The sequence below is a fragment of the Propioniciclava soli genome (assembly GCF_038502305.1).
Classification (GTDB): domain Bacteria; phylum Actinomycetota; class Actinomycetes; order Propionibacteriales; family Propionibacteriaceae; genus Propioniciclava; species Propioniciclava soli.
In genome coordinates this window covers 2,260,146-2,275,500 of record NZ_CP115965.1, presented here as the reverse complement: position 1 = coordinate 2,275,500, position 15,355 = coordinate 2,260,146, and the positions used below count along the sequence as shown (strand labels likewise).

Annotated in this window: 17 protein-coding genes; 7 read left to right on the top strand and 10 right to left on the bottom strand. The window is 68.7% G+C overall.

Annotation, left to right across the window (positions count from 1 at the left end):
- The first annotated feature begins 281 nt into the window (after nucleotides 1-281).
- Nucleotides 282-959, top strand: a complete 678-nt coding sequence (locus PCC79_RS10200; protein ID WP_342371758.1) for a helix-hairpin-helix domain-containing protein — start codon at nucleotides 282-284, stop codon at nucleotides 957-959.
- Nucleotides 952-3,318: a ComEC/Rec2 family competence protein gene (locus PCC79_RS10195; RefSeq protein ID WP_342371757.1), complete on the top strand. Its 2,367-nt coding sequence runs from the start codon at nucleotides 952-954 to the stop codon at nucleotides 3,316-3,318. The genes PCC79_RS10200 and PCC79_RS10195 overlap by 8 nt, the downstream gene beginning before the upstream one ends.
- A gap of 330 nt (nucleotides 3,319-3,648) precedes the next feature.
- Here PCC79_RS10195 and PCC79_RS10190 read toward each other — a convergent pair whose 3' ends face one another.
- Together PCC79_RS10190 and PCC79_RS10185 are read right to left on the bottom strand one after the other, a co-directional pair.
- On the bottom strand, nucleotides 3,649-4,011 hold the full coding sequence (locus PCC79_RS10190; RefSeq protein ID WP_342371756.1) for a type II toxin-antitoxin system death-on-curing family toxin: 363 nt from the start codon (nucleotides 4,009-4,011) through the stop codon (nucleotides 3,649-3,651).
- Nucleotides 4,008-4,205, bottom strand: coding sequence for a CopG family transcriptional regulator (locus PCC79_RS10185; protein WP_342373616.1), 198 nt, complete (start codon nucleotides 4,203-4,205; stop codon nucleotides 4,008-4,010). The genes PCC79_RS10190 and PCC79_RS10185 overlap by 4 nt, the downstream gene beginning before the upstream one ends.
- Before the next feature lie 265 nt (nucleotides 4,206-4,470).
- Here PCC79_RS10185 and PCC79_RS10180 point away from each other — a divergent pair, with 265 nt between their 5' ends.
- Complete coding sequence (locus PCC79_RS10180; protein ID WP_342371755.1) at nucleotides 4,471-5,754, top strand: MFS transporter; 1,284 nt, start codon at nucleotides 4,471-4,473, stop codon at nucleotides 5,752-5,754.
- A gap of 91 nt (nucleotides 5,755-5,845) precedes the next feature.
- Here the strand turns inward: PCC79_RS10180 and PCC79_RS10175 are convergent, their stop codons facing one another.
- Both PCC79_RS10175 and PCC79_RS10170 read right to left on the bottom strand, forming a co-directional pair.
- Nucleotides 5,846-6,148, bottom strand: coding sequence for a helix-turn-helix transcriptional regulator (locus PCC79_RS10175; RefSeq protein WP_342371754.1), 303 nt, complete (start codon nucleotides 6,146-6,148; stop codon nucleotides 5,846-5,848).
- Nucleotide 6,149: 1 nt separating this feature from the next.
- On the bottom strand, nucleotides 6,150-6,377 hold the full coding sequence (locus PCC79_RS10170; RefSeq protein ID WP_342371753.1) for a type II toxin-antitoxin system RelE/ParE family toxin: 228 nt from the start codon (nucleotides 6,375-6,377) through the stop codon (nucleotides 6,150-6,152).
- A 195-nt stretch (nucleotides 6,378-6,572) separates the two neighbouring features.
- Here PCC79_RS10170 and PCC79_RS10165 point away from each other — a divergent pair, with 195 nt between their 5' ends.
- Entirely contained in the window at nucleotides 6,573-7,493 is a 921-nt protein-coding gene (locus PCC79_RS10165) for a tyrosine-type recombinase/integrase (RefSeq protein ID WP_342371752.1), read from the top strand.
- An 86-nt stretch (nucleotides 7,494-7,579) separates the two neighbouring features.
- Nucleotides 7,580-8,128, top strand: a complete 549-nt coding sequence (locus PCC79_RS10160; RefSeq protein ID WP_342371751.1) for a GNAT family N-acetyltransferase — start codon at nucleotides 7,580-7,582, stop codon at nucleotides 8,126-8,128.
- A gap of 322 nt (nucleotides 8,129-8,450) precedes the next feature.
- Here PCC79_RS10160 and PCC79_RS10155 read toward each other — a convergent pair whose 3' ends face one another.
- On the bottom strand, nucleotides 8,451-8,786 hold the full coding sequence (locus PCC79_RS10155; RefSeq protein ID WP_342371750.1) for a type II toxin-antitoxin system PemK/MazF family toxin: 336 nt from the start codon (nucleotides 8,784-8,786) through the stop codon (nucleotides 8,451-8,453).
- A complete protein-coding gene (locus tag PCC79_RS10150) occupies nucleotides 8,770-9,003 on the bottom strand; it encodes a ribbon-helix-helix domain-containing protein (protein ID WP_232547634.1) in 234 nt (77 codons plus the stop codon). Before PCC79_RS10150 ends, PCC79_RS10155 begins: the two co-directional genes overlap by 17 nt.
- 178 nt (nucleotides 9,004-9,181) lie before the next feature.
- Between PCC79_RS10150 and PCC79_RS10145 the strand changes: the two genes are divergently transcribed.
- Nucleotides 9,182-9,592: a VOC family protein gene (locus PCC79_RS10145; RefSeq protein WP_232547635.1), complete on the top strand. Its 411-nt coding sequence runs from the start codon at nucleotides 9,182-9,184 to the stop codon at nucleotides 9,590-9,592.
- 37 nt (nucleotides 9,593-9,629) lie between these two features.
- Here PCC79_RS10145 and PCC79_RS10140 read toward each other — a convergent pair whose 3' ends face one another.
- From PCC79_RS10140 to PCC79_RS10125, 4 genes are all read right to left on the bottom strand, one after another.
- Nucleotides 9,630-10,481, bottom strand: a complete 852-nt coding sequence (locus PCC79_RS10140) for a carbohydrate ABC transporter permease (protein ID WP_342371748.1) — start codon at nucleotides 10,479-10,481, stop codon at nucleotides 9,630-9,632.
- Complete coding sequence (locus PCC79_RS10135; protein WP_332836142.1) at nucleotides 10,474-11,370, bottom strand: sugar ABC transporter permease; 897 nt, start codon at nucleotides 11,368-11,370, stop codon at nucleotides 10,474-10,476. The genes PCC79_RS10140 and PCC79_RS10135 overlap by 8 nt, the downstream gene beginning before the upstream one ends.
- Nucleotides 11,370-12,644, bottom strand: a complete 1,275-nt coding sequence (locus PCC79_RS10130) for an ABC transporter substrate-binding protein (RefSeq protein WP_232547637.1) — start codon at nucleotides 12,642-12,644, stop codon at nucleotides 11,370-11,372. The genes PCC79_RS10135 and PCC79_RS10130 overlap by 1 nt, the downstream gene beginning before the upstream one ends.
- 98 nt (nucleotides 12,645-12,742) lie before the next feature.
- Complete coding sequence (locus PCC79_RS10125) at nucleotides 12,743-13,786, bottom strand: LacI family DNA-binding transcriptional regulator (RefSeq protein WP_232547638.1); 1,044 nt, start codon at nucleotides 13,784-13,786, stop codon at nucleotides 12,743-12,745.
- 254 nt (nucleotides 13,787-14,040) lie between these two features.
- Here PCC79_RS10125 and PCC79_RS10120 point away from each other — a divergent pair, with 254 nt between their 5' ends.
- The gene (locus PCC79_RS10120) at nucleotides 14,041-15,327 is read left to right on the top strand and encodes an ABC transporter substrate-binding protein (protein ID WP_342371747.1); all 1,287 of its coding nucleotides are present in this window, start codon (nucleotides 14,041-14,043) and stop codon (nucleotides 15,325-15,327) included.
- Nucleotides 15,328-15,355: the final 28 nt, after the last annotated feature.

Sequence of the window (15,355 nt, the reverse complement as noted above, 5' to 3'; positions counted from 1 at the left end):
TCAGTGACGTCGTGAGCGCACGGCTCGCCGAGCTGGCGGGGTGGTCCGCTGCGGATGCGGAGGTGGACGGGGAGGGGGTGGAATCCGCGCGTGGCCCAGCACCCGCCGCTGGGGAAGCGACCGCCCCACCCCGGGCACACCGAGCCGCCGCGCGGACGGAGGCCGCGACGGGAGCGGGACCGCCCCGGCGTGAGGCGGCGGAGCCGCCGCCTCGGCGAGGGTCGGAGGGGGCTGCCGGGTCACCCGAAGGCACGAACCCCGCGCGACAGGCCGGCGGCGGTGTGCCCCGGTGGCTGACCTTCGGACGCGAGCACGTGGCGGTCGTGGCAGCCGTCGGCCTCATCGGGATGATCTGGGCGGTCTGGGTGCTCTTCGGCGCGCGCACGGTGCCGATCGCGACGGCTGTCCCCTCGCCGGTGGTGAGCGAAGCGCCCACCCCCGCTCCGAGTGCGGACGCCGCGTCCTCGCCCGATGCCGCACCGACACCCCAGCAGACCATCCGCGTCCATGTCGTGGGCGCGGTGGTCACGCCCGGGGTGGTCTCCCTCCCCGTCGGGTCCCGTGTGGAGGATGCGCTCGCCGCGGCGGGCGGCCTCGCGGAGGGTGCACGGCCCGGCGAGCTCAACCTGGCGGCCGTCGTGGTGGACGGCGCCCAGGTCGTCGTCGGCGACCGGGACGACCCGGGCGGTGAGGTGCGGGGCGGAGACGTCACCGGCGGCGGGGCTGCGGGTGGGGCGTCCGGGGCTGCGGGTGGGGCGGGGGCGTCGGCCACCGTGGACCTGAACACCGCGACGGCCGCGCAGTTGGAGACGCTGCCGGGGGTCGGGCCGGTGACCGCGGCGGCGATCCTGGCGTGGCGCGAGGAGCGGGGACGCTTCACCCGCATCGAGGAGCTGCGTGAGGTGGACGGCATCGGCGAAAAGACCTACGCGCGGATTGCGCCCCACGTCCGTGTCTGAACTGCGCTCGGCGTCTGATCAGGCGCGCCGCGACGCCGCCCCCGCCCGTGGACGCCGCGACGTCCGCCCTCTGGCGCTCGCCGCCGCGGGGTGGGCCGCCATGGGCGTGGCGACGTCGGCCGACGCGTGGTGGTGGATCGCTGCGGCCGGAGTCGCCACCGCCGTGGTGCTCGTCGGGGCGGCGCGGCACGCCTGGTTCTGGGTGGGGCTGGGCCTGGTGGCGTTGCTGTTCGGAGCGGTGGGGGCGTTGCGGGTGGGCGGGCTGACTCACGGGCCGGTCCTGGAACTGGCCCAGCAGGAGGCCACCGCGGCGGTCCAGGTTCGGCTGGTGGGTTCCGCGCGCTCCTGGCCGCAGCGTGGCGTCCGCCCCCCGCTGTGGGTGGGGTCCGCGACCCTGATCGCGGTGGAGGCCCGCGGCGGGGCGTGGGCGACGGGTCTGCCGGTGGAGGTCGTGGCCTCGGGGGATCTGGCCGCGCAGTGGGAGGGACTGGCGGTGGGTTCACTCGTCGCCGCCGAGGCTCGGCTCGCTCCCGGAACCCCGGGAGAGGCCGCCCTTGTCGTCGTGCGCGCTCGCGAGCCTCCGCGGCTCACAGCACCTCCCGGCCCGGTGGATGCCGGCGTGAACCGCATCCGGGCAGGCTTGCGGGAGGCGTGTGCCTCGCTCTCCCCGGACGCCCGCGCTCTGGTGCCAGCCTTGGTGGTCGGCGACGTGTCGGGGATGACCGAGGAGCTGACCGAGCCGTTTCGCGTCACCGGTCTGACGCACCTGACCGCCGTGTCCGGCGCCAATCTCACGCTGTTGCTGGTGTTCGTGCGTGCGGTGGCGGTGTGGGGGGGGGCGCGGGGTCGGGTGTTGACGGGGGTGATGGTGGCGGGGGTGGTGGCGTTTGTGGCGGTGTGTTTGGGGGAGCCGAGTGTGGTGCGGGCGGCGGCGATGGGGTTGGTGGGTTTGGGGGGGTTGGGGCGGGGTGCCGCGGAGGGGCGGGGGGTGCGGTATCTGGCGTCGGCGGTGTTGGTGGTGGTGTTGGTGGATCCGTGGTTGTCACGGTCGGTGGGGTTTTGGCTGTCGGTGCTGGCCACGTTCGGGTTGTTGTGGTGGGGGCGTCGGTTCACCGACGCTCTGGGGGTGTGGTTGCCGCGGTGGGCCGCGGAGGCGGTCGCGGTGGCGTTGGCGGCGCAGGTGGCGACCGAGCCGGTGGTGGTGTGGTTGGCGGGTCGGGTGAGCGTGGTGGGCGTGTTGGCGAATGTGGTGGTGGCGCCGTTGGTGGGTCCGGCGACGGTGTTGGGGGTGGTCGCGGCGGTGGCGGCGCCGCTCGGGCCTGGGGTGGCGGTGGGGGCGGCGTGGTTGGCGGGCTGGTGTGCGCAGGCGATCGCGTGGGTGGCGCGCCTGGGGGCGGCGTTGCCGGGGGCGGCGCTGCCGTTTCCGGCGACTCCGGTGGCGCTCGGCTGTGTGTTGGTGATCTGCGTGCTGGTCGTGGTGGTGGCGCCGCGAGTGTTGGCGCGGTGGTGGTTGACGGTGCCGTTGGGTGCGTTGGTGGTGGTGTCGTTGGCGTGGACGCCGGTGACGCCGGGGTGGCCGGCGGAGGAGTGGGCGGTGGTGGTGTGTGATGTGGGTCAGGGTGATGCGACGGTGGTGAATGCGGGCGGGGGTGCGGCGGTGGTGGTGGATGCCGGGCCGGATCCGGCGGCGTTGGGCACGTGCTTGGCGGGTTTGGGGGTGAGGTCGGTGCCGTTGGTGGTGATCACGCATCTGCACGCTGACCATGTGGGTGGGGTGTCGGCGCTGTCGGGTTTGGGGCCGCAGGTAGTGGTGACGTCGGCGGTGCGGACGCCTGCGTCGGGTGATGCGTTGGTGGAGTCCTTGGGGGTGGAGCGTCACACGGCGCGGGCGGGGGAGTCGTGGCTGGTGGGTGAGGCGCGCGTGGAGGTGTTGGCGTCGCCGGGGCAGGATGCGGTGGGGTTGGTGCAGGCGGGTGGGGGGGAGTCGTCGGGGGAGAACGATGCGTCGTTGCTGGTGCGGGTGGAGGTGGGTGGGGTGAGTGTGTTGTTGGCGGGGGATGTCGAGACGGGTGGGCAGGGGGCACGGTTGGGGTTGGGTGAGCGGTTGGATGTGGATGTGTTGTTGGTGCCGCACCATGGGAGTGGGCGGCAGGATCCGGCGTTCTTGGCGGCGGCGTCGCCGGATGTGGCGTTGGTGAGTGTGGGGGAGGGCAACGGTTACGGCCATCCGGCTGCACGCACCTTGGACGCGGTGGCTGGGACGGGGGCGGTGGTGGCGCGGACTGATCTGCAGGGGTCGTTGGGGGTGGCCCGGGTGGAGGGACGCCTTGAACTCACCACCCAACGTGCGGGCGGCTGAGGGCTTGCTCGGTCGCCCATGGCTAGGACGCCGGGATAGCTCCTTGCGCCACTGCTTGAGGTCTGTGGTACGCGGCACCTGGGGCCTGCCAGGTTTACCTCGTGAAGTCCAGCTCCTGCAGCCGGGTCTGCACAGCGCGACCGCTCTCACATGAGTTGGTTCCCGGGAGCACCTCGGGATCCGGTCGTGGCGCAGATGGATGCAGAAGTGCGATGCTTCCACTTGGCGTCCCATCTCGTCGGCGTACATGGGTAGGCCGTTGAGGTAGGTGCTCAACCATCTCGCCTCCCCCCACCCAGCGGGCTTCATTCGTGTCCGCAGGCTCGGGAATCAGTGCCAGGATTTCAACGCAAGCGCTGCGTCGGCGTGGGTGGTCTGTCCCGCAGCGATGGCGATGACGAGGTTGTAGGCGCCGTGATCGGGGGCGTCCAGGGTGATGTCGTTGAGGCCGTAGAAGATGACCGCTGCCAGCCAGCCCAAGCGTTTGTTTCCGTCGACGAGGGCGTGGTTATTGACGATGGATTCCAACAGCACAGCGGCCTTGGAGTCGATATCGGGGTAGGCCTCGCGGCCGAACACGATGACCTGGGGTCGGTGGGCTGCGGAGTCGAGGAGGCCGATGTCGCGGATCGGTCCTACGTGAAGGTCTTCGACAAGTGTGAGGAGGTCTTCCAGGGTGAGGTACTCGATCACTGTCCGAGGCGATCCAGAAGGTCGGCGTAGCGGGTCCTGGCGGCCGAGGAGAGCTGCCGCACCTTGTCCTCCCGCACGTGGCGGGCGGCTGCCTCGCGGATGGCGCGCACGGCTGCTTCGTGCTTGCTCACGCCCTCGGTTCGGGCGAGCAGGGTGAGCGCTTCGTCGTCGCCTGGTTCCAAACGCAGGGTCATGGCCACGCCCTCCACGCTACCACCGTGGTATCAGGGCTCATGCTGGGTTGGTCCAGACCCGTCCTGCTGGTCGCGACGAGGCGCTACCAGTTCGGAGCATCTCGCAGGGAGTTGGGACCTTTCCCGTCGGGATGTGGGAGTACCACGCTGCGGGCTTGACCGGATGTCCGCTGGTCCGGTGGCGTACATCCTCATTTACCGAGTTGAGTGCGTTATGCCTGGGGTCGGCTGAATAGCTCACAGCTGTGTCTCGACAACTGGGTCCGTGATCCCAGGCAGCCAGTCGCCGGCGGTCCCCACTTGGAAACGCGTCGACACCCTCCTGACTTGGGAACTAGAGTTCGCGCCTGTGGCTCTTGGGCGTGACTTCCGCTGGCTCTGGTCGGGCAATGCGGCTGGGAACCTGGCCGACGGGATCGCGTTCGTCGCTATCCCATTGGTTGCGACGTCGCTGACGACCGACCCCACGCTGATTGCCGGGCTCAGCCTCGTGTACTCCGCAGTGCGCATGCTGTTCGTCGTCCCGGTGGGCGTGATCGTCGACCGCGTCGATCGGCGGTTGCTCATGTGGGTACCCAACGTGCTGCGCGGAGTCGTCCTCCTCGTTCTCTCCATCGCTTTCGCTTCCGGCGTTGGGTCCCTTCCGCTGCTGTACCTTGCCTTCGCCCTGGTCGGGGTACTGGAGATCTCGGCTGACAACGCGGCCGTCTCCGTCCTGCCCGACCTCGTGGACGATGAGGACCTCGACCGGGCAAACGGCCGGATCGCGTCGGCTCAACTCGTCGCCGACGAGTTCGTCGGACCACCCTTTGGCGGTTTCTTGTTCTCCATTGCCGTGGCCGCTCCACTGGCCGCTACCGGAGCCCTCTACGCGGCCGCTGGAGTTCTCTTCCTCGCCCTTCCCAGACGATCGAACCCACCGACACCAGACGCAGGAGCGCCGCAGCCGAGCATGTGGCGAGAAGCCATCGAAGGTGGCACCTGGCTTCAGCGTCAACCGCTCGTGCTAGCTCTCGCCCTGACCGGCGGGCTGGCAAGCATCGCGTACATGATGACCTTCTCCATTCTGGTTCTGTACGCGACTGAGACGCTGGCGTTAGATGCGACCGGGTACGGCGTGATCCTTGCGGTCTCTTCGCTCGGTGGTCTGCTGGCATCAGTCGTGACGGCGAGCTTGCGGGACAAGTTCGGGTACTGCGGCGTGGTTGTACCAGCGCTGTTGCTGGGCTCCCTCACCATGGTGGGGCTGTTCTTCACATCGAACGCCTATGCCGCTGCGGGACTTCTCGCGGCTTACATCTTTCACGTCACAGCGTGGAACATCTGCGCCGTTTCACTGCGGCAACGATTAGTGCCTGCCTACCTGCGTGGCCGTCAGAACAGCCTCTTCAAACTCTCTGGGCTCATCGGGCTCGTCGTAGGAGCGGCCATCGCAGGACCGATCGCCACCGTCGGGGGGCTGCACCTGCCCTTCGGAATCGCCGGGGTGATCTTCGCAGGGTGCGTGGCGTACATGGCCTGGGCACTTCGAGTTAAACCTGACCTCTGACCCAGCGGGCCCGGCAACACCAGACCCATCGAGAGCCACTCCAACCCCGAAAATGATCCTGCCCGACAACGCCCGCTTCTGCCGCAGCTGGTTAGGCGAGTTGGAAGGTTTCGTCGCCGACTTGGACTTCGAGGCGAAGGTGCCCGCCTAGGGCTTCGACGTAGCGCCGGAGGGTGTCGACTTGGGTCTTGTCGAGGTCGCCTCGTTCGATGCGAGAGACCCGGTTCTGGGAGACGTCGAGTTCGGCGGCCAGCTCGACCTGGGTGAGGTCGAACTGCTCGCGGAGCTCCCGCAGTCGCCAGGCCCGGGTCTCGGCGATCATGCGTTCCTTGTGAGCTTCGACCACGTAACGGCGGCCCGGACGACGCTGCTTGAGCTGTTCGAGATTGGTCATGTCAGCCCTCCTTCAGATGCTTGAGGTGGTCGTCGAAGCGTTGGTCGGCGACCGGGATGTTGCGGGTGTACCAGCGCGTCCAGTTGCGGCTCTTGTCGCCAGCGACCAGCAGCATCGCCTTGCGGTGTGGATCGAAGGCGAACAGGATCCGGACCTCGGAACGGCCACCCGAGCCGGGTCGCAGTTCCTTCATGGTCTTGTGACGGGAGCCCTTGATGGCGTCGACCAAGGGGCGACCCAACATTGGCCCCTCGGCTTGCAAACCTTCAAGGCGGCAAGGATCAGGTCGTAGTCATCGTCGGCAAGGCTCAGCAGCCATTCCTCGATGAGTCCGACCTCGACATCCCACACAGCCCTAGACTACAACTCCAGAGTTCTATAACTCAAATGTTGTTTCCAGTGCGTGGCTCGCGCAAGCTCAACCATGGACTCTGCGCCAGCCGCCCCCATCGTGCTGTTCCCCGCCGACACCAAGGACCCCCTCGTGCGCGCAGTTGCCGCACACCTGGCCCACTACAAGGGAGCCAGCCGTACTCACACCGAGTCCGACCTGCGCAGCTACCTGACCTGGTGCCTCGAACGAGGCCTCGCTCCTCTACGGGCGGAGCGTGCCCACATTGCGCTGTACGTGCGATGGATGCAGGAAGTCCGCCGATTCAAGCCCTCGACTGTGTCCCGCCGCATCTCGGTGGTCGCAGGCTTCTACCGCATCTGCGTCATCGACAACGTACTGTCAAGCTCTCCCGCCGACTATGTCCGCCGCCCGAACGACCCACCAGGGTCACCCACTCTGGGCCTGTCCCACCTCCAGTTCGAGGCCATGCTCCACGCCGGCCGCACCTCGCCCAACCTCAACGACTTCGCCTTGGTCGCGATGCTCGGGTTGCTAGGGTTACGGATCTTCGAAGCCTGCGGCACCGACATCGAAGACCTCGGCGAGGCACACGGACACCGCGTCCTGAAGGTACGCGGCAAAGGCGGCAAGGTCGTCCTCACCCCGCTTCCGCCCGCTGTCCAACGCGCACTCGAGGCCGCCACAGCTGGGCGAACGGAGGGGCCTCTCCTGCGCACCCCTCGTGGCACGCTCATGGACAGGCACTGCGCAACCCGCAGACTCAAGCGCCTCGCCGACCAAGCGCACATCACGTTGCCCCGAATGCACCCCCACATGCTCAGGCACACCTTCGTCACCACGATGCTCGACGCTGGTGTCGACCTCCGCGACGTCCAGATCGCGGCCCGCCACGCCGGCCCCCGCACCACCGTGCGCTACGACCGAGCCCGCAAGAACCTCGACCGCCACCCCAACCACATCCTCGCCGCCTACATGGCATCCGGCACCTAGCCAACGCACTACTTTGCCGCATCGGGCGCGGCGCTCGTCGGTTCGTGCGTTGTCCAGCACGACGGCGGCCGTGACACGATGTTGCGGTGAGTAGAACACGGGCACTCCCGCTACCGTCAGTTCGTCTGCGGCCGCTGTCTCCGGACGATCTCGACGTCCATTCGCAAGGCTGCGATGACGTGATCAACCGTTGGAGCAACGATGGCCGCGTCAGTTCTGACGAAGAACACCTTGCATGGCTACAGGCCAATGCACGGGCCTGGATAGTCGGCGCACCTGTCGTGGACCTGGCGATCGTGGACGTCGCCAGCGGCGACCATGTGGGGATCGTGGGGATCCAGCGGGGTCTGCCTTATCTGTTGCCCGGGGAGGTCAATCTGACCTACAACGTGTATCGAGGGCGCCGTGGGCACGGTTACGCCACGGCCGCGGTTGTCGAAGCGATGCGGCTCGCGCTGTCCCAAGTTCCTGCTGTTCGCTTCATCATTCGGTGCGATCCTGCCAACAAGGCGTCGTCGTCGGTGGCCCGCCGGCTGGCGTTCCGTTATCTGGGCTCGATCACCGAGCCGGGCGGGTGGGGGGGTGACCGATATACGTGGGACGTCGCTCACGGCTCACTCCCTAGGTGTCAGTAACCGCACATGCCGCAGGCAGCGTGGGCGATCCCGCCGCAATTGGTGCCTGTCACGGCCACGGCTGCCACACCGGCCAGAGCGCTCGGCTGGGGCGATGAGGGGTGAAGCAGTCGTTCAGAGCCCGACTTTGCGCCTGCTCCCTGGATGTGATGGTTCGTGGCTTGACGATGAGGCGTCAGAGGTTCCGCGTCCTCAGCGCTCCCGCATGGTGGGTGGCTACCAGTCTCGCCGACCGGGGCCTTGAACTTTCCGGCCTGCAGCACCGAGCGCGTTTACTGTTTCGTGACGGTGGCCTTGGCGTCGATGTCGCGTTGGAGGTCGATCAAGCGTCGTGCACGGGCAGGTCGAGATCGTAGGCGAGGACCACGGCCCGAGCGAGGAGTGCTTCTTGCTCGGAGGTCAGGAAGCCGATGGTGCGTCCGAGGAGCTTGGTGGGGATGGTGAGGGTGTTGTCCAAGGAGATCACACTGTCGTGGTCCAAGCCGTTGTGTGCACCGATGGGTACCTCGCTGCTCAGGCCTTTGATGGTTGAGGTGATCGGGGCGACGGTCACATTCGTCATGGCCGGTCGTGCGGCTTCGCGGGTCAGGATCACGACGGGTCGGGTCTTGTCGAGGCGCGCCAAGCAGAGTTCGCGCACATCAGTCGGGGAGGTCAAGCCGGCTGGTGGACCAGTTGACCAGGTCGTCGAGGTCGTGGGCGCTGCCCCGCTCGCGAAGGATGGCGGCGTCCTGTTCGGCGGCTTGGCGGCGCATTTCGCGTTCCAGCGCGGAGCTGACCAGCGCAGCGCGGCTGGGTGCCTTGCCTTGGGCCACTGCCTTGTCGAGGAAGGCGACCATGTCGTTGGGGAGGCGGATGGCGATCTGGGTACTCATCTCCAACATGCTACCGAGTGAATCCCAACTCGGGATGCATTTGACGTGGGATCGAAGCCCACCGTGGGCCTAGGGCAGCGGTTCGGTGATGGGTTGGTGGCCGCTTTTGATGGTCAAGATGGCGAGTCCCCGAACGTCACAGCGGCCCCAGGCCCCGTTGACTGCGTAGGCTGCCCCCATGAGTGACCATCCGAGGCTCGTCCAGACGGTGCTCGACACTCCGCGCCCGCGTGAGCTGGCCGAGTTCTACCGCGCCCTGCTCGGCTATGAGTACCGCGCCGGTGACGAACCGCCAGCGCACGGCCAGCCCGACGATGCCGACTGGCTCGTGCTGCGCGACCCTGCTGGGGGGCCGCAGCTCGCCTTCCAGCTGGCCGCGGTCGAGCCCACAACGTGGCCCGACGCGCGCGTCCCGATGCAGCTCCACCTCGACATGACGGTTCCCGATGCCGACGCCCTCGTCCAGCAGCGCGACCGTGCCGTCGCCCTGGGTGCGGCTGTCCGCCTCGATCGCTCCAATGACGCCGAGGAGCCGCTGTACGTCATGACCGATCCCGCCGGCCATCCGTTCTGCCTCTTCGTCGGCTGACCGGGCGACGCCCCGACGGACGCGGAGGCGTCCGGCGTCAGCCCTTAAGCCCGGACGTCGCGAGCCCCTCGATGACCCGGCGCTGCATCGCCAGGAACAGCAGGAAGATCGGCGCCATGGCCATGACGGACGCTGCCATGAGCACGGCGTAGTCCGTGGTGTGCTGGCCCTGCAGGGTGGCGATGCCGACGCTGAGCGGCATGGAGGTCTCCCGCGTCGTGACGATGAGCGGCCACAGCAGGTCGTTCCACGAGTACAACACCGTCGTGATGCCGACGGCGAACAGCCCGGGCGACGCCAACGGCAGCATGACGCGCCAGAAGGTCTGGAACGGGTTGCAGCCGTCCAGCCGGGCGGCCTCCTCGAGCTCCACCGGCAGGCTCAGGAACTGCTGGCGCATCAGGAACGTCCCGAACGCGGAGAACATCCCAGGCAGCACGATCGCCCACGGGGTCTCCAGCAGGCCCCACGCCTGCACGATGCCGTACTGGGGAATGATGTAGGCCTGCGAGGGGATCATCAGGATCGCCAGGAGCAGCCCAAACAGCACTCCGCGCAGCGGGAAGAGCATCCGGGCGAACGCGTAGCCGGCCATCGAGCACAGCACGAGCTGGCCGGCGGTGCGCACCACCGTGATGAACACGGAGACGCCGAACTGGTGCAGGAACGGCAGCCGGTCGAACACCGCGGCGTAGTTCTCGACGTGCAGCCGTGAGGGGATGGGCTGGGGAGGTACGGATTGGATCTCCGCGTTCGTCGCCAGGGACATCAGCAGCTGCCACGCGAACGGGAACGCCATCACCAGCCCGCCGGTCAGCAGCACGGCATGGACCAGCAGGTGGCGCGGACGCCGCCGGCGTCCAGAACGCTTCGGTGTGGTCTCAGGCATAGGTCACCCACCGTCGTTGGCCCCAGAACTGGACGGCGGTGACCGCCGCGACGAACACGAGGATCACCATGGCCACCGCGGCGGCCGAGCCCCGGTCGTTGACCACGAAGCCCAGTTGGTAGAAGAGGTACACCAGCGACCTCGTCTGCGGCATGGCGGGGTTGTTCGCACCCATCAGGGCGAAGAGCGCGTCGAAGAGCTGGAAGCCGGCGATGGTCTGCATCACGGTCAGGAAGAAGATCGACGGCGTCAGCATCGGCACGGTCACGGCCCAGAACTGTCGCACGGGCCCGGCCCCATCAAGGGACGCCGCCTCGTACAGCTCGCGCGGCACGCCCTTCAGGCCGGCGCAGCAGATGATGACGTTGAAGCCGATCGACGACCACAACCCGAACAGCGCCACCGCCACCAGCGCGAAGCCCGGCGTGGTGAGCCAGTAGGGCGACGCGTTCACTCCCAGGGCCCGCAACCCCTGGTTGACCAGGCCGAAGTCGCCGTTGAACACCAGGCGGAACACCTGCGCGATCGCCATGGGCATCGCCAGGTACGGCATGAAGAACAGGGCCCGGTAGAGCGGCGCGAACCGCAGCCCGGGCAGCTCGATCATGGCGGCCACCATCACCGACAGCGGCACCCCCAGCAGGACGATGAGGGTGTAGCCGAGGGTGTTGAGCACCGCGGTCCCGAGGTCGCCCCGATCGACGAGGCCGGCGTAGTTGTCCAGGCCGACGAACCGCTGGTTGGTGCCGAACGCCCCCGACTGGGTCAGTGAGGTCCAGGCGTTGGAGACGATGGGATAGTAGTAGAACACGGCCACCCCGGCGAGCAGCGGGCCGATGAAGACCCACGGCCATGCCCCGGCGCGGTGGGGGCCCCGGCGCCGCGCCATCAGCGCTCCGCGGCGAGCAACTCGTCCATCTGCTGGGCCAACTGCTCGGCCGCCTGCGCCATGGGCACATCGCCGGCGAAGGCGGGCGTCAGCAGATCGGCCTCCAGCTGGTTCCAGGCGGCGGTGTTGCGCGAGACGGGGTAGGGGACGGCGTAGTTCTCCGCGGCGTCGGTGAACACGCTGAGGTTCCACTCCGGCTTGACCTCGTGCCACGACTCCGCGGTGCCGGCCCAGGCGGGGATCGCGGTGCCGTTGGCGGCGTCGGTGCGCCCCGCCTCCTCGGAGGTCATGTGCCGTTGCAACGCCGACGCCGCGGAGAGGTTCGCCGAGTTCGCCGCCACCACGTAGGCCAGGCCGTGGATGGTGGAGGCCCGCTCGCGGTCCCGCGGCAGCGGCACGACGACCAACTCGCCGGGGTCGGGGTAGTCCGCCAGCAGCGCGGGCGTCTCCCAGGAGCCGGTGTGGTGGATGGCGGCCAACCCGGACATGAACGCGGTCTGCGGCGGGTTGTCGGCGATCTCCCGAGGGTGCGGCACGACGCCGTCCGCCACCAGGTTGGACCAGAACTCCAGCCCGCGGATCGTGTCGGGCTCGGCGTAGCCCGACCGGCCGTCACGGATGATGTAGCCGCCCGCCTGGGCGACGGTGTTGTACCAGTTCTGCTGGCCGCCGATGTTGAGATCGGTGACGACGGCGCGGGCGCGGTCGCCGAGCCCCGCGGCGATCGCCCGGGTCGTCTCGCCGAACTCCTCCCACGTCCACGTTTCGGGGTCGGGCAGCGTGACGCCGGCCTCCTCGACCAGTCGCTGATTGACCCAACACGCGATGGTGTCGTAGTCCTTCGGGATGCCGTAGCGGACGCCGTCCATCGTGTACAGATCGGTCATCGCCTGCGGGAAGACGCCGAAGTCCACGTCGTCCGGCACGGGGGCGAGCATGCCGTTGGAGGCGTAGAGCTGCACGTGGAGGCCGCTCATCCAGAACACGTCGGGGAGGTTGCCGCCCTCGGCCTGGGTGCGCAGCCGCGTCCAGTAGTCGGTGGGCCCGGTGAGGGCCGGGGTCACGGTGATGCCGGGGTGCTGCTCGGTGAAGCTCGCGATCAGGGCCTCGACGGTCACCGACTGGTTGCGATCCCAGTAGGCCAGCTCGAGCTCGGCCTCGGTGTTCTCGTCGATCGGTTCGGTGACCTGCTCGGTGGTGCCAGTTCCGCAGGCCGCGAGGGCCCCGGTAAGCCCCAGCCCACCGAGAGCGCCGAGGAAGGTGCGACGTCGCATGGGAGATCTCCTCTGTTCCGCTGCGGTCCCGTGCCGGGAATCGCGCATACGTCCTTGACTACCACAGGGACGCCGCGGTGTCGCCCGTCCCCGCCGCGTCAGCCCGCCCGCTCGGGTGTCGAATCGCGGGCGACGAGCATGACCGGCACGGTGACGTCCCCCGTTCCGTCGCCGGGGCCGTCCAGGGCGAGGTTCAACGCCAGGGTGGCCAGACTGGAGCTGGGAATGTGGACGGTGGTCAGCGAGGGGATGACGTCCTGCAGCGACGGGATGTCACCGAACCCGGTGAAGGCCAACTCCTGCGGCACCGCGACCCCGTTCGCCCGCGCCTCGGCCATCGCCCCGAGTGCCATCACGTCGTTCATCGCAATGGCCACGTCGACGTCGACGCCGGCCTCGAGCGCCATGCGCATGGCGATGGCGCCCCCGGTGCGCGTGAAGTCGCTGGAGATGAGGTGATCGGGGTGCACGGCTATGCCCTCGTCGGCCAATGCGCGCACGAACGCGGCGCTGCGCGTCACCGCGGTGGAGTGCAGCTCGGGGCCGCTCAGGATGAGCGGGCTGCGGTAGCCCAACCGGTGCAGGTGGCGGGCGAGCTGGCGCGCACCGTCCTCGCTGTCGACGTTTACCGAGTCGACCCCCGGCACCTCCATGCCGATCGTCACCACGCGTCCACCGCGGCTCACGTAGCGGTCGACCGCGCTCAGCAGGTCGGCGGTGGGCTGGTTGGCCTTCCAGCGGCCACCCACCAGCACGATCGCGCGGACGCGCAGCGTGTCCAGCTGGGCGACGACCTCGGCGAGGTGCTCGACGTGGTTACCGGTGGTGGCCAGCGTCAGGAACAGGTCGCGCTCGGTCGCGGCGCGGCTCATGGCGTCCGCGACGGCCGCGAAGTAGGGGTCCGTCAGGTCGTGCACGATGACGCCGACCGCGCGGGTCGTGCCCCGCGCCATGGCCTGGGCGTTGGCGTCCGGGGCGTAGCCCAGGGCGCGGGCCGAGGCGAGGACGCGCTCGCGCAACTCCTCGCCGACCACGCGGGTCTGGCTGCCGTTGATGGCGCGCGAGGCGGTTGCGAGCGACACGCCCGCGTGCTGGGCGACGTCGCTCAGCGTCGGGGCCGATCCGGGGGTGCGTCGTCCCATCGCTGCGCCGTCCTTCCTCACCGTGGTGCGCGCCGGTCGGGGCGAACGGGCGCGGACGAGAGTGATGGTAGCGCTTTCCCGGGCGGGCGTGGGGTGGAGCCCTCGGCGGGCAGGGGCCGGCCGAATCCTCCCCGGGCGACGCCGCGTAACGATAAGGTCACGGTGTTTGACCTGGCGTCAGCCACGTCGTACGCTCTCGGTAAGCGCTTCCCGCCCGTGGTGGTCGGGATCCACGAGAGGCCAAGGAGGGCCGCATGAAGATGATGAACAAGGTCGCGGCAGGTGTCGTGACCATCGGCCTCGCCCTGACGGGCTGTGCCGCCGGCGGCGGGGCCCCGACCACGAACGATCAGGGCCAGACCGTGATCCGGTTCAGCTGGTGGGGCAACGACACCCGCAACCGGCTCACCGAAGAGGTCATCGCGCTCTTCGAGGAGCAGAACCCCGACATCGACGTGCAGGGTGAACCGGGCGAGTGGAGCGGTTACTGGGATCGTCTGGCGACGCAGATGGCCGCCGGTGATGCCCCCGACGTCATCCAGATGGACGAGAAGTACATCGCGGAATACGGCGAGCGCGGCGCGCTGCTCGACCTGGAGGTGGCCGGGGTGGACGTCAGCCGCTTCGCGCCCGGCACGGTGGACACTGGACGCCTCAGCTCCGGCCTGTTCGGCATCAACGCCGGCATCAACTCTCCCACGGTCATCGCCAACCCGGCGGTCTTCGAGGCTGCGGGCGTCGCGATCCCCGACGACACCACGTGGACGTGGGACGACCTGGCCCAGACCGCGCAGGCGATCACCGAGGGCTCGTCCGACGGCGCCGTCGGCTCGCAGAACTACATCATGGTCGAGCCGATCATGCGCGTCTGGCTGCGCCAGCAGGGCCAGGATGAGTTCAACGAGGATGGCGTCGCCTTCGACGCCGAGACCCTCGGCCAGTTCTTCCAGCAGGGGCTCGACCTGCAGCAGAGCGGGGCGTTCCCGTCGGCGTCCGTCGCGTCGGAGGAACTCACCAAGCCGGTCGACCAGACCATGGGTGCGACCAACCGCCTCGGCCTGTTCTACTACTGGTCCAACCAGGTCAAGGCGTTCGACAACGCCTCGGGCCAGGACCTGCAGATCCTGCGGCCGCCGTCGATGAACGGTGACGGCGACCACGAGCTGTGGTACAAGGCATCGATGCTGTGGTCCGCCTCGGGGCGCACCGGCAACCAGGAGGCCGTCGTCAAGTTCATCAACTTCCTCGCCAATGACGTGGACGCCGGCAAGATCCTCGGCGTCGAGCGCGGCGTCCCCGCCAACCTTGATGTGCGTGAGGCGGTCCGCCCCGATCTCCAGGCGTCCGACGCCAAGATCGTCGAGTACCTCGAATCCATCGAATCCGAGCTGGGCGACCCGATGACGGTCACGCCGGTCGGCGGCGCCGACATCGAGCTCGGCCGCTGGGGCACCGAAGTCATCTTCGAGCGCATGACACCGCAAGCTGCAGCCGAGGGGCTCACCACCGAGCTGACCTCGAAGGTCCAGGCCGGAGCCTGAGCCACGACGGGGGCGGCCCGCACGCCGG

Bases quoted from the DNA above. Each gene is read 5' to 3' on its own strand.
- PCC79_RS10125 (WP_232547638.1), bottom strand. From the start codon at position 13,786: ATGGGACGACGCACCCCCGGATCGGCCCCGACGCTGAGCGACGTCGCC.
- PCC79_RS10165 (WP_342371752.1), top strand. From the start codon at position 6,573: ATGGACTCTGCGCCAGCCGCCCCCATCGTGCTGTTCCCCGCCGACACC.
- PCC79_RS10145 (WP_232547635.1), top strand. From the start codon at position 9,182: ATGAGTGACCATCCGAGGCTCGTCCAGACGGTGCTCGACACTCCGCGC.
- PCC79_RS10135 (WP_332836142.1), bottom strand. From the start codon at position 11,370: ATGGCGCGGCGCCGGGGCCCCCACCGCGCCGGGGCATGGCCGTGGGTC.
- PCC79_RS10140 (WP_342371748.1), bottom strand. From the start codon at position 10,481: ATGCCTGAGACCACACCGAAGCGTTCTGGACGCCGGCGGCGTCCGCGC.
- PCC79_RS10175 (WP_342371754.1), bottom strand. From the start codon at position 6,148: ATGACCAATCTCGAACAGCTCAAGCAGCGTCGTCCGGGCCGCCGTTAC.
- PCC79_RS10120 (WP_342371747.1), top strand. From the start codon at position 14,041: ATGAAGATGATGAACAAGGTCGCGGCAGGTGTCGTGACCATCGGCCTC.
- PCC79_RS10150 (WP_232547634.1), bottom strand. From the start codon at position 9,003: ATGAGTACCCAGATCGCCATCCGCCTCCCCAACGACATGGTCGCCTTC.
- PCC79_RS10130 (WP_232547637.1), bottom strand. From the start codon at position 12,644: ATGCGACGTCGCACCTTCCTCGGCGCTCTCGGTGGGCTGGGGCTTACC.
- PCC79_RS10185 (WP_342373616.1), bottom strand. From the start codon at position 4,205: ATGACCCTGCGTTTGGAACCAGGCGACGACGAAGCGCTCACCCTGCTC.